Raw genomic sequence first — 13,117 nt, 5'->3', positions numbered from 1 at the left:
GGCATTGCTTTGTCGTGAAGTATTCCTACCGGGGCTACTTGGTAGATGTAAAACAACAAATTGTAGATATGGCGATGAATGGCAATCGCATCCGAGATATGGCATGAGTGCTGAAGATGAACCCGACAATGTTCATCAACCACAATTGTTCATCAACTACAATTATTCATCAATCACTATGAAGTTGGGCGAGCAATTTAACTATATTGTCCTCACGTCTAGAACATCACCAGATTAGCCCCATATCTAAAACATCACCAGGTTTAGATTGCTAAATTAGATTGATCAAAAGGCATGACTTCTTAACTTAGCCTGCAGATATTTAACTGTGCTGTTCTCGCCTCGATCATTCACTAACTAGGCAACGACGTATCATTAAACCTAAGTAAATGATGAGCGTTGAGGATTGGACAGTTAGAAATGAAAGAAAAATCGATGGCTCTGGTACTGCAAGCTGGAGTTGTGCTGAGCCTAGGACTGTTGCCCGTTGCATTGTGCCCAAAGCCCGCTGCTAGTGCAGAGCGGCTGACTTTTTCCTATGCACCCCTCGAATTTTATGTTTCTGTAGACGATTTAGCAACGTTTGCAAACGAGGGAACTGTAACAAGTGAATTTGCCTTTATTGCTCGTCGCTTGAGTTCGACCCAATTAGCAGAACTCCGCCAAGCCTTACAGCAACGGTTGAATTACAGCCCAGTAGTTGTCTCTCGTGCGGCTTATACACAAATGGTCGAAACGCTCATTCAACGATTGGGCACGGTTATCCTCAGCGATCGCCAAAGCAATGGATTTCATGCCATTCGAGCAGCGGTAATTTTGGCCGCCGCCGATCGAACAAATGGGTTAACCTTGATCAACGTGATGCGGCACTTTCCCAACCGAGAGATTCGCGTAGACATCAGGGCAGTGCTTCAGTTCACCAAAGAATTTACTGAGCGATCGCGCTACAGAGACAGGGTTGTGAGCGCGATCGCTCAACAAGCAGATCGAGAAGCGGCGGCCCAAGCCTCGGTCGATTTTTCTCGCTTGTCAGACTTGCGCCAACCAGGTCTGAGCAAGGTGACCAAGAAAACATTGACATTCACGATCAATGAGAGCCGACCTACACCGCTAGGCATAAGGAAGCCCTACCCACTCTTGGTTGACTTCTACCTCCCTGAAAACAGTGCTCAGCCTGCTCCTCTTGTTGTCTATTCTCATGGTTTTGGGGCAAAGCGGTTCAACAACGAATATGTCGCCCGCCATCTTGCATCCCACGGAATTGCAGTTGCGCTTCCTGAACACATGGGTAGCAACTTAGAATATCGCCGGGCGTTTCTAGAAGGGCAACTGAGTGATGTGATTAGCCCGATTGAGTTCATCAGCCGGGCATCAGATATTACCTATTTACTGGATGAACTAGAGCGTTTGGTAACAACTGATGCAGACTGGAAGGCAAGACTCGATTTACAAAAGGTTGGCGTAATGGGAGCTTCCTTTGGTGGCACAACTGCACTCTCGATCGCGGGGGCAGAAATCAATCAGGCGCAGTTGAAAACAGAATGTCAACCTGAAACCTTTTTATTCAGCGCGTCTTTGCCGCTTCAGTGTTATGCAAAATCGTTGTCCTCCACCCAGAAAAGCCTCCGCGACCCACGGGTGAAAGCAGTGCTGGCGGCATACCCACTGACAAGTGCGATTTATGGAGAAGAAGGGATGGGAAAAGTGGCAATTCCTACCCTGATTGTATCGGGGAGCCATGATATTTTGATGAGTCCTGCGATCGACGACCAAATTCACCCGTTTGCGTGGGTAAACACATCCCAGAAATATCTGGCGGTGCTGGTTCCGGGGACTCATTACTCAAGTAGCGAGGATCAGTACATCGATAAACTACCAGACTTTATGCGTGGCCCAAGCCCCGCCACAGGTCGGGATTATCTTAGAGCGTTAAGTGCCGCGTTTTTTCAGGTGCATTTGAACGATCGCAAAGCCTATCTACCGTACTTAAACCAGGCGTATGCCAAAACAATTACCCAGCCCGATCTACGTCTTAGCATCATTCAATCCCTACCTTTAACAACCTGCAACCACGATCGCTTTAATCGATCAGTAAGGCACTGTGTTCAGGAAGCGCAGTCTGAAAGAAAACCCTAAGAGCAAATTGATTAGAACCTTGCCTATCCCTGTTCTGCCGGGCTTTGTGATCTTGTAGTTTCTTGTCTGTGTGCTTTCTTGTGTGATTGTTTAAGGGATAAATAATGGAAATTCAATCAACGCCTCGCAGCAGTATGAAGGAATTAACTCCTGTTAATGTTCAGCATTTCTTGCATCAAGACAAACCAGTTTGGAATGCGATCGCATTTCTTTATACCATTGGAAGCTACATAGGTGGAATTGCGCTAGTTCTTCAGAGTAACGGCTGGCTCAATGCTGTAGGCGTTTTGTTCCTGATGCACAGCCTGATCATCTCTGCCTATTTAACTCATGAACTAATGCACGGAACGATTTTTGACAGCATGAAGTGGAATGCGATCGCGGGCAATATCATGCTGTGGCTGAATGGTGGTTGCTATGCTCGCTTTCAAGACTTAACAAAGCTACATATAGATCACCATATTGCTCGCGTTGATTTTTGCCAATTTGATCTAGCGGCATTCTTAAATGCTCTACCCGCGTTTATACGGCTGCCATTACTAGCGTTGGAATGGATGTATATTCCTGCATTGGCATTTTTGCCACGATTTCAAGCGATTTCTGCCCCTTTCCGAATTCATGGGCGCAAGTATGAACGAACGCGAGTTTTATTAACGTTGATAACGCGAGTTGCGTTATTCATAACGTTAGGATTAGTATCTCTAAAAGCATTGCTGTTATATTTTCTAGCCTACATTGGTATGATTACGGTACTCCGATTTGTAGATGCTTTCCAGCATACTTATGAGGTTTTTCCTATTGGAACTTCGCTGCCAAAACGTGATCGCGCTCATGAACAGACAAATACGTTCTCGAATCTGGTTTCTCAGCGCTATTGGTGGTTAAATTTGTTGTTGCTCAATTTTGGCTATCACAATGCTCACCACGCCTTAATGAAGTGCCCCTGGCATCGCTTGCACGAACTCGATCGCGAACTCTATTCTGGCAACGAGGTGCATTACATCACCTTGCCTCAACTGTTGCGAAACTACCATCGCTTCCGGGTACAGCGCATTTTTTCAGGACAAGGAACAGTTATTGACGAGCAAGGAAACCCTAATTTAGAGACATTCTACGGTGGAATTGAAGTTTCTTTTTTAGTGTTACCATCCTGAGGTTACTCAATTAGCTGCTTGGAGGATTGCTAATCCTTTGGAGCAACAGCTTGGAGCAACAGCTTGGAGCAACAGTCGATGCTGTCCAAATTCAGTGTTCAACTTGTCTCTACTAATTCATCTCTATCAATCCATCTCTGAACGCGGCACTTATGAACAAGTCATTCAAACGCAATCAGTTCACCCGAAGACAAGCGCTTTGGTTTGCCACCAGCGCGATCGCGAGCGTCGGGTTGCATGCCTGTCGTTCTTCTACCTCTTCAAGCACGGCCTCGTCTTCTAATGCTTCTACGACTGCCCTGACCTTGGGCCTTAATACTTGGATTGGTTTCACTCCTCTATACATTGCTCTAGCGAAGGGATTCTTCAAAGACTCAGGGCTAGATTTGAAACTGCAAGTCCTTGAATCTACCTTCGCTGGATTTCCAGCGTTTTTGTCAAGAAAGCTAGACGGACTTGCTCTGGTGTCCTCAGAGGCCATCACCTTGGCTGCTAAAGGAGGAGAGTTCAAAATTGTGGCGGTTGGAGATACCTCTGTCGGTGCAGATGTTGTTTTAGCACGCAACAGTGTTGCCAGCATTCAGGACTTTAAGGGCAAAAAAATTGGTGCGGAACTCGGCGGAATTGGACATTTCTTCGTGCTGCAAGTTTTAGCGGAAGCGGGCTTGAGTGAGAACGACGTGACGATCGTGAATGTTCTTCCCGATGCAGCGGCGGCAGCGTTCCAGAAGGGCGATCTTGACATTGCCTACTCGTTTTCTCCATTTAGCGATCAGGCACTGAAAGCACAGAAAGATGGACGAGTGATCTACAGTTCCAAGCAGAAGCCAACCGCGATCGCAGATTTGTATATTTTCAGCAATCAGGTGATCCAGTCCAATCCAAACGCAGTGGCGGCGTTTACTGAAGGTCATTTCAAAGGCGTGGAATTTCTCAAAGCCAATCCTCAAGAAGGGTTGGCGATTATGTCAAAGCAACTCAACGTGACGCCAGATGAGCTAGCGCAGCAACTTCAAGGCATTCAAATTCCTAATCTGGCAACGAATCTAACCATGCTAGAAAATTCCAATAGCGATGCGTCGTTATTGAAACCACTGACCAATTTAGCGACATTTCTCAAGAATCAAAACAAGGTTCCAACCGTTCCTGATATGTCTAAATTTGTCGATCCGCAATTTGTCACAGCGTTGAGCGCAAAAGCGAAATGAGTTCTAGTATGCTAATTCAAACTCATCAACATCCGTTTGCGATCGCGCTTGATCGCACTGCTCTACTGGTGATCGATCTGCAAAATGATTTTTGTCATCCCGACGGATTTTGCAGTAGTGTCATGGGCGCTGATATTGCACCCCTTCGCAACATCATTCCCCGAGTTCAAGCCGTGATCGATTGGGCAAGACAGCATGGAGTGTTAGTGATTTACACGAGAGAGAGCCATAAGCCTGATCTTTCAGATGCAGCACCATCCAAAAAACTGCGCTACGAGAATGCAGGCTACCCGCTCGGTGCTCCTGGAAAATTAGGACGATTTTTGATTCAAGGAGAGCGAGGATGCGCTTTAATTGACGAGTTGCAGCCCTTAGAGACAGAAGTGCAACTCGATAAACCTGCTCACTCGGCGTTTGTTTCAACGGCTCTTGAAGCGGTTCTTCGTCAGCACAACATTACTCATTTGCTGTTTACAGGAGTTACCACAGAATGCTGTGTTTTGGGAAGCTATCGACACGCCAGTGATTTAGGATTTTATGGCTTGTTGTTAGAAGATTGTTGCGCGGCTTTGAGTCTCCAGGAGCATCAAGCGGCAATCGACGTATTGCTGGGCGAAAATGGGGCGATCGGTTGGGTCACGTCCTCCGATCGCGTGCTGGCGTTGTAAGTAAACAACTACTTTCTGATTAATTTTAGGATTGCGAATGTCAAGAAATTGACATTCGCTTGAATCTTAGCGGAATTAATCTCAGTTAACATATCGCATAATGCTGGCATCAGCGCTATAAGAATTGCGTTAGGATCTTTTGGTTAACCGTAAAGACTGCTTTTATCAATCGATCATGAGAGGTTGCGAGAATGAAGAAAAAGCGCGTCAGTCAATGCTGGTTTTCTACTCAGAAAATCAATGACTCACTCTATTTGATCACCGAACCCCATTACTACTGGTGGAATCGAGCTAACCTTTGGTTGATCAAAGGACGCGATCGCGATCTGTTAATTGACACAGGATTAGGAGTATCTAGCTTACGCCAGCATATTGCATCTCTGATTGACAAACCGTTATTAGCGATCGCATCTCACATTCATTTTGATCATGCTGGTGGAATGCACGAGTTTGAGCATCGCGCCATTCACGCCGCAGAAGCCGATGCTTTGCGAGCCGGAGACGACTACGAAGCGCTATGCTCCTCTGCACAAGGCTTTGTTTTGGAGGAGCATTTTGATCAGTTGCCGACTCCTGAATTTACTGTTGAGCAATACACGCTTCGAGGAGCAGAACCCACCCAAATTTTACAAGAAGGCGATGTGCTGGATTTAGGCGATCGCGCATTTAACGTGCTGCATTTACCAGGACACTCTCCTGGATGTATTGGATTATATGACTCGCAATCTCAAGACTTGTTTTCCGGTGATGTGATTTACGATGGCGATTTATTAGACGAACTTCATTGCAGCCACATTTCCACTTACATTGCAAGTTATGAACGCTTGCAAAATCTTTCCATTGAAACTGTGTATCCAGGGCATTACCAAATCTTTGGTAAAGAACGCTATCAGCAAATTATTGTTGAGTATCTAGAGGCAAGAAGAACACCCGGTTGTCCCTCCGATCGCATCTCGAAAGCCACGTTGCAAAATGGGTTTCCTGCTGTTCGCCCATAACGTTTTATTTGGAGTAGATGACGTTAGCTTACTCGCGTAGTGAATGTAAGATTTGTCGTTTGATTTCGACAAATTCAGCCGATAACTTTAGGTCTAACTCACGGTGTTCTGGCAAATCCACCGGAACCTCTAGCTTTATTCGTCCTGGACTCGTACTCATAACATAGACTCGCTGCGACAGAAAGATAGCTTCTTCTACATCGTGAGTAATCATTAGAACGGTGACATGGGTTTGCTCCCAAAGTTCCAGCAAAAATTGCTGCATCTGCTCTTTGGTTTGAGCATCCAACGCTCCAAAGGGTTCATCCATCAACAAAACGGCTGGCTCATTGGCTAACGCCCGCGCGATCGCAACTCGCTGCTTCATGCCACCCGAAAGCTGTTTTGGATAGGATTTGGCAAACGGCGTCAGACCGACCACATTGAGATAGTGATCAATGCGATCGCGCTGTTCAGTCTTGGGCATTTTGCGAAGCTGCAACCCAAACGCAATATTTTGAGAAACGGTCAGCCAAGGAAAAAGCGTGTAGTTTTGAAACACCATGCCGCGATCGGAGCCAGGGCCAGTCACGGCTCGTCCATCGACCAACACACTTCCCGATGAAGGATGTGCCAGCCCCGCCACAATGTTGAGCAACGTTGATTTACCACACCCGGATACCCCTACCAAACACACAAATTCTCGTGGAAAAATCTGGAAATTGATATCTTCTAGCACGAGTATTGATCTGTCTTGAGCCGGAAAGGACTTGAACAAGCCCCGAATCTCAAGCTTAGGATCTAGCGTCACATTGGCTTCGATGGGGTGCTGAGTGTGATCCCGTGACTTCTGAGAGCGGGTATTCAGCATGACAAGGTTCCAAGATTGAGCAATGAAGTTAGCATTACCTTACCAGTTAAATGGAGAAATGGATGCGTCACGATCCTTGGAGCTTGGCGGGAGCCAATCGCGTCATAGAGTCAATTTAGCTATAAGACTAGTTTGCCCTGTAGAAATGAAGCGGGGAACAATTATAGTGTGTAGAACAGATTTGAGCGTGTAGAACAGATTTGAGTGTGTAGAACTACTTAAATTGCCTAATTTCTTCATAGAGGACGACCCCAATGCCTGATGTGAGCCTCAGTTCAACGAATTCTCCTGATCGTCAATATTGTTATTTAAAGCCTTCTGTTTTCTGGAGCATTCGCCAGGGTTTCTCGCGTCGGTTAGCCGCCTTAATCTTCACGATTTCGCTTGCTGTTCCGCTTTTGCTATGGGCGATCGTCAGCTATGCCAAGCTCGTGCCGCCCATGTTCTTGCCTACTCCAACAACGGTGGTGCAGTCTGGAATTGACATGTTCGTGAACAACAATTTGATGGCAGATGTGATCGTGAGTTGTAGCCGGGTGCTAGCTGGCTTTTTGGCCGCCGCGATCGTAGGGGTACCTATGGGCATTGCAATGGGCACGTTTTACAGTATGAATAGTCTGTTTGCGCCGCTTGTGGGAGCCGTTCGATACATGCCCATTACAGCATTTGTGCCCTTGATTGTAATTTGGGTTGGGTTGGGTGAAGAATCCAAAATCTTAATCATTACGCTTGGGATTGTGTTGTACAACGCGATTATGGTTGCTGATGCGGTTAAATTTATTCCCAGCGATATGATCAACGTGGCGTACACGCTGGGTGCAACTCGACGAGATGTTTTGTTCAAAGTTATTGTTCCAGCAACGTTTCCTAGTGTGTTAGATACGCTACGCGTTAACATTTCTGGTGCGTGGAACTATCTTGTGATTGCCGAATTGGTTGCAGCTCAAAGTGGTTTGGGGTTCAGAATTATTCAAGCCCAACGATTTTTGCAAACTGAGAAAGTATTGTTTTGCATTTTGCTAATTGGGGCCATTGGACTGGCGATCGATTACGGTTTAAAGGGGTTGTTCTTAGTTCTCACACCTTGGGCAGATCAAACTCGACATTAAGAAGCGTGATATTGCAGAACAGCAGTATGCATTGAGGTTGATTCAAATGCAATGGCCTGAATCTCCCGAAGCAAATTTTGAAATAGCGCTAGGCGACATCGAACAAGAGGGCACCGAACAAGAGAGCATAGATCAAGATGTTTAATCGGTTTTTGTTTACCCTTCAATCGTGTATTCCATGACCTATTCAGATCCCACCTCAACGCTCACACCTCCCATTGCTCCAAGGCATCCTCACGTTCACAGCCTGCATGGCGATGAACGGGTAGACGATTATTTCTGGTTGCGCGATCGCGACAACCCGGAAGTGATTGCCTATCTCGAAGCTGAAAATGCTTACACAGAGGCAATGATGCAGCCCGCCCAAGCGCTGCAAGAGACGTTGTACCACGAGATGCTGTCGCGCATTCAGGAAGATGACTTATCGGTTCCTTACCGTCGAGGCGAATTTTATTACTACACGCGCACCGAAACTGGGAAAGCCTACCCAATTCACTGCCGCAAACCAGGTTCGCTCGATGCGCCTGAAGAAGTGCTGCTTGACCAAAATCAACTTGCTAAGGGAGCCGAGTATTTTAGTTTAGGGGTGTTTGCAGTCAGCCCAAATCATCAAATTTTGGCGTATGCGATCGATACCACAGGTGCAGAACGCTACACCTTGTTTTTTCTCGATTTAGCAACTCGTCAACTCTATTCAGAAAGCATTCCCGACACCTATGTTTCGTTTGCTTGGGGCAACGATAATCAAACGGTGTTCTATACGCAGGTAGACGCTGCTCAGCGTCCGTACAAGCTGTTTCGGCATTCGCTGGGTCAGCCTGTTAGTGATGATCCGCTAGTGTTTCATGAACCCGATGAGGCGTATTTTCTAGGCATCGACAAGACCCGGAGTGAGGCCTATTTGCTGCTGAATTTGGGCAGTAAGATCACCTCTGAAGTGCATTATTTAGATGCCAACAATCCAACGGGAGCGTTTCAGGTGATTTGTCCCCGGACGACGGGCATCGAGTATGAGGTTGAGCATCACACCGATGCTTTTTATATCGTTACCAATGAAGAGGCGCTCAACTTCAAACTGATGAAAGTGCCGGTTGCGAATCCCAGTCGTGAGAACTGGCAAACGGTGATTGAGCATCAAGAAGATGTGTTTTTGATGGGCGTGAGCGCGTTTATCGATCATTTGGTGATTTACGAGCGCGAAGCCGGATTACCCAAAGTGCGTGTTCGCAAGCTTTCCGCCGACGAAGAACACACGGTTTCTTTTCCAGAAGCAACCTATGAGGTGTCAGAATCGGTGAATCCAGAGTTCAACACTCACACGCTGCGGTTTGGCTACACGTCGCTGGTAACGCCCTTTTCAATCTTCGACTACGATCTCGATGCGCGATCGCGGGAGTTAAAGAAAGAAACGCCTGTGCTAGGCGGATACGATCGCGCTCACTATCACAGCGAACGACTCCAAGCCACTGCACCTGATGGCACCGCCGTTCCGCTGTCCATTGTCTACAAAGTTGGCGTTGAGCGGACTGGACAAAATCCCGTGTTGCTAACGGGTTACGGTTCGTATGGCTTCAGCTACCCAGATTCGTTTTCGGCGACGCGCCTATCACTGCTCGATCGCGGCGTGGTGTTAGCGATCGCGCATGTGAGAGGCGGGTCAGAACTCGGACGTAAGTGGTACGAAGACGGCAAGTTTTTACACAAGCAGAACACGTTTAGCGACTTTATTGCCTGTGCTGAGACGCTGATTCAGCAGGGTTGGACGGATTCGGAACATTTAGCAATTTCGGGCGGAAGTGCAGGTGGATTGTTGGTTGGGGCTGTGATCAATCAACGCCCGGAGTTATTTCGAGCCGCGATCGCGCAAGTGCCGTTTGTGGATGTGGTGACAACCATTTTAGATACTTCGCTGCCGCTCTCAGCGACCGAGTGGGAAGAATGGGGCAACCCAAACGACAAACAGTTTTACGACTACATGAAGGCGTACTCTCCCTACGATAATGTCACGGCGCAAGCCTATCCTGCTCTGCTCGTCACGGCAGGGTTGAACGATCCCCGTGTGTCGTACTGGGAACCTGCAAAATGGACAGCAAAACTGCGATTTGTGCGAGCAACTCCAACTCAATCAGAGTCAGATCATCCCGTACTGCTACTCAAAACAAATATGGGAGCCGGACATGGAGGCGCTTCTGGGCGGTACGATCGCCTTAAAGAAGTTGCTTTTGAGTATGCCTTTCTGTTACATCAGTGGGACATGACAAATTAGACAGGACTTACGCAAGGCAAGTCGTTGCAGATTTTGCATTCATGGGTCATTACCAATAACGTTTCTTTTGTGACGAACCGGGTGCCTTTCGTGACGAACCGGGTGCCTTTCATGACGAATCGGATTTCTTTCGTGATGAACTGGGTGCCTTTCGTGACCAACAACGTTTCTGTCGTAACGAATCGGGTTCGTGTTTTTAAGTTCAGGTTCAGCGTCGTGACGATACCCAGTGCGTAAGCCCTGTTAGACTTCTTACAAAAGTCTTCTGCTCTCAATCATCCATCGCTGCACCTTGGCGCATCCGGCTCAAGAAAGTGCGGAGGCGATCGCTCTGCGGATTTCGCAAGACTTCACGAGCGACGCCTGATTCAGCAACACGGCCTTGATCGAGAAACATGACTCGATGCGCCACTTCACGAGCAAACTGAATTTCGTGAGTCACAACCACCATCGTCATCCCGTTTTCAGCCAGGTTTTGCATCACCTCTAGCACTTCGCCCACCAGTTCCGGATCGAGGGCGCTCGTGGGTTCGTCAAACAGCATCACCTTGGGTTCCATGCAGAGACTGCGAGCGATCGCGACGCGCTGTTTCTGTCCGCCCGAAAGCTGCTCTGGATACACCTCGGCTTTGTCTGCCAAGCCGACTTGGTTGAGGTAAAACCGCGCTCGTTCCTGGCTTTGCGATCGTGACTGACCCAATACTTGCTGAGGAGCCAACGTTAAATTGTCCAACACACTGAGATGAGGAAACAGATTAAACTGCTGAAACACCATGCCGACTTGCGATCGCAACTGACGCAATTGTTTAGAGCTAAGGTGGACGTGAGAAAGATTCAGATCGTTGATGATAATTTCACCGCGATCAATCGTCTCTAACCGATTGAGACAGCGCAGCAGCGTACTTTTACCACATCCAGAAGACCCAATGACCGCAAACACTTCACCGCGATCAACATAGCCACTAATCCCCCGCAGGACTTTCAGGGAACCAAAGTTTTTCTCAACTTGCTCAAATACGATCGCGCGCGAGGGATTCATGATCACGTTAAGGATATAGAACTTCAGACATTGCGATCAGGGAGAATAGATCATTCTTAAGCAAATACTTTCTGCTTTACCTCCCCACTAGTAGAGATTTCACTCATGATTCAGCTTCGGGCAAAAAGAATTCTGCGATCGCTGCTGCTTGGTTTGGTCTGCTTTCTCCTGATCTCTAGTGCAGTCAAATCTCAGGATAAACCTGTTTTAACGGTTGCGGTAGAGCCTGTTTTTCCACCGTTTGAATTCAAAGCCTCCAACGGCGATTTTCAAGGCTTTGATGTGGATCTAATCCGAGCGGTGGGGGAAGCGGGCGGGTTCGGCGTCAAGTTTCAAAGTATCCCGTTTGATGGCATCATTCCCGCTTTGCAAGCCGGAACCGCAGATGCCGCCGTCGCGGCGATGACGATTACCGAAGCGCGATCGCAAGCCGTTGCGTTTTCACGACCTTACTTTAAAGCGGGACTCGCGATCGCTGTTCGTGACGGAACGACGGGAGTTACCAAGCTCGATGATTTGAAAGGGAAAGCGATCGCGGTGCAGATCGGCACAACCGGAGCGAAAGCTGCCAGCGCGGTTCCTGGAGCCAAAGTTCGCACGTTTGATGCTGCTGTCTTAGCTCTTCAGGAATTAAAAAATGGCAATGTGGATGCCGTCGTCAACGACTCGCCTGTAACGCTATATGCGATTAAGACAGGCAATCTCCAAGGAATCAAGATTGTCGGTCAACTGCTGACCGAAGAGTTTTATGGCATTCCGCTACCGCTCAATTCCCCAAACTTGCAGCGCGTGAATGGGGGGCTCACGACTATTCTGCAAAACGGGACTTACGCCCAGATCTATCAAAAATGGTTTAACGCTCAGCCTCCTCAATTGCCAGAATCTGCGTTTGGAACCGCTCAAACTGCTCAGAAGACACCGATAGGATCGCTTAGTGTCATTCTCAACGCACTCCCCACCCTGCTGAAAGGCGCACTGATTACGCTACAACTCGCCGCCGTCTCGGTGTTCTTTGGATTGATCGGCGGTTCGCTGATCGGCATTGCCCGATTGTCTGCCCTCGCACCCGTCCGGTGGGCAGCAAGAGCCTATATTGACTTCTTTCGAGGCACGCCGCTTCTCGTGCAAATTCTGATGATTTATTTTGGCTTTCCAGCGCTCTTGCAATCTGCGGGCTTGAATTTCACCTTTAATCAATTTGCCGCCGCGATCGTTGCCCTGAGCTGCAATAGTGCTGCTTACATTGCCGAGATTGTGCGGGGAGGCATTCAGTCGATCGAGGTCGGACAGTCGGAGGCGGCTCAATCGTTGGGATTAGATTCGGTGCAAGCCCTCCGGCACGTTGTTCTGCCTCAAGCGTTTCGACGGATGTTGCCGCCGCTTGGCAACACGTTTATCACGCTACTGAAAGACACAAGTTTAGTGACTATCATTGGGTATGCAGAGCTGCTCCGAGAGGGCCAACTGATTATTGCCGAAAACTATCGCCCTTTTGAACTCTATGCAGTGGTGGCGCTGGTGTACTTGGCGTTAACGCTGCTTTCTTCTCAGGGGTTCAGCTATTTAGAACGAGCCATGAACCCGGTCAATCGCTCCTCTAGCAGAACCCAGAAAAGATCTTTGCAGAGTGAATCGCCACGAGCGGAGCGCTAATCGAGTGATGTTCGATGCCAGAATTTCTTGTTGGTC

The 13,117-nt window shown here is 47.9% G+C and carries 10 protein-coding genes and 1 pseudogene; 9 read left to right on the top strand and 2 right to left on the bottom strand.

What is annotated here, in order from left to right:
• The 6 genes and pseudogenes from AC5I6P_RS11875 to AC5I6P_RS11850 form a co-directional block, all read left to right on the top strand.
• Window positions 1-104, top strand: a pseudogene (locus AC5I6P_RS11875) (IS1 family transposase); the annotation flags it as partial.
• Window positions 105-420: 316 nt separating this feature from the next.
• Complete coding sequence (locus AC5I6P_RS11870; protein ID WP_495693967.1) at window positions 421-2,136, top strand: alpha/beta hydrolase; 1,716 nt, start codon at window positions 421-423, stop codon at window positions 2,134-2,136.
• Between the two features lie 104 nt (window positions 2,137-2,240).
• The gene (locus tag AC5I6P_RS11865) at window positions 2,241-3,290 is read left to right on the top strand and encodes a fatty acid desaturase family protein (RefSeq protein ID WP_495693966.1); all 1,050 of its coding nucleotides are present in this window, start codon (window positions 2,241-2,243) and stop codon (window positions 3,288-3,290) included.
• Between the two features lie 152 nt (window positions 3,291-3,442).
• Window positions 3,443-4,498: an ABC transporter substrate-binding protein gene (locus tag AC5I6P_RS11860; protein WP_495693965.1), complete on the top strand. Its 1,056-nt coding sequence runs from the start codon at window positions 3,443-3,445 to the stop codon at window positions 4,496-4,498.
• An 8-nt stretch (window positions 4,499-4,506) separates the two neighbouring features.
• On the top strand, window positions 4,507-5,166 hold the full coding sequence (locus AC5I6P_RS11855; RefSeq protein ID WP_495693964.1) for a cysteine hydrolase family protein: 660 nt from the start codon (window positions 4,507-4,509) through the stop codon (window positions 5,164-5,166).
• Between the two features lie 191 nt (window positions 5,167-5,357).
• Entirely contained in the window at window positions 5,358-6,164 is an 807-nt protein-coding gene (locus tag AC5I6P_RS11850; RefSeq protein WP_495693963.1) for an MBL fold metallo-hydrolase, read from the top strand.
• 28 nt (window positions 6,165-6,192) lie between these two features.
• Here the strand turns inward: AC5I6P_RS11850 and AC5I6P_RS11845 are convergent, their stop codons facing one another.
• Window positions 6,193-7,014: an ABC transporter ATP-binding protein gene (locus tag AC5I6P_RS11845; protein WP_495693962.1), complete on the bottom strand. Its 822-nt coding sequence runs from the start codon at window positions 7,012-7,014 to the stop codon at window positions 6,193-6,195.
• A 254-nt stretch (window positions 7,015-7,268) separates the two neighbouring features.
• Here AC5I6P_RS11845 and AC5I6P_RS11840 point away from each other — a divergent pair, with 254 nt between their 5' ends.
• The gene (locus AC5I6P_RS11840; protein ID WP_495693961.1) at window positions 7,269-8,123 is read left to right on the top strand and encodes an ABC transporter permease; all 855 of its coding nucleotides are present in this window, start codon (window positions 7,269-7,271) and stop codon (window positions 8,121-8,123) included.
• Between the two features lie 178 nt (window positions 8,124-8,301).
• Window positions 8,302-10,389: a S9 family peptidase gene (locus AC5I6P_RS11835; RefSeq protein WP_495693960.1), complete on the top strand. Its 2,088-nt coding sequence runs from the start codon at window positions 8,302-8,304 to the stop codon at window positions 10,387-10,389.
• A gap of 271 nt (window positions 10,390-10,660) precedes the next feature.
• On the opposite strand, the gene AC5I6P_RS11830 is transcribed toward AC5I6P_RS11835, so the two are convergent.
• On the bottom strand, window positions 10,661-11,428 hold the full coding sequence (locus AC5I6P_RS11830) for an amino acid ABC transporter ATP-binding protein (protein WP_495693959.1): 768 nt from the start codon (window positions 11,426-11,428) through the stop codon (window positions 10,661-10,663).
• A gap of 105 nt (window positions 11,429-11,533) precedes the next feature.
• Here AC5I6P_RS11830 and AC5I6P_RS11825 point away from each other — a divergent pair, with 105 nt between their 5' ends.
• Window positions 11,534-13,081, top strand: a complete 1,548-nt coding sequence (locus AC5I6P_RS11825) for an ABC transporter permease subunit (protein ID WP_495693958.1) — start codon at window positions 11,534-11,536, stop codon at window positions 13,079-13,081.
• Window positions 13,082-13,117 lie beyond the last annotated feature (36 nt).

Source organism: Myxacorys sp. (assembly GCF_059501405.1).
This window is presented reverse-complemented; position numbering and strand designations above follow the sequence as displayed.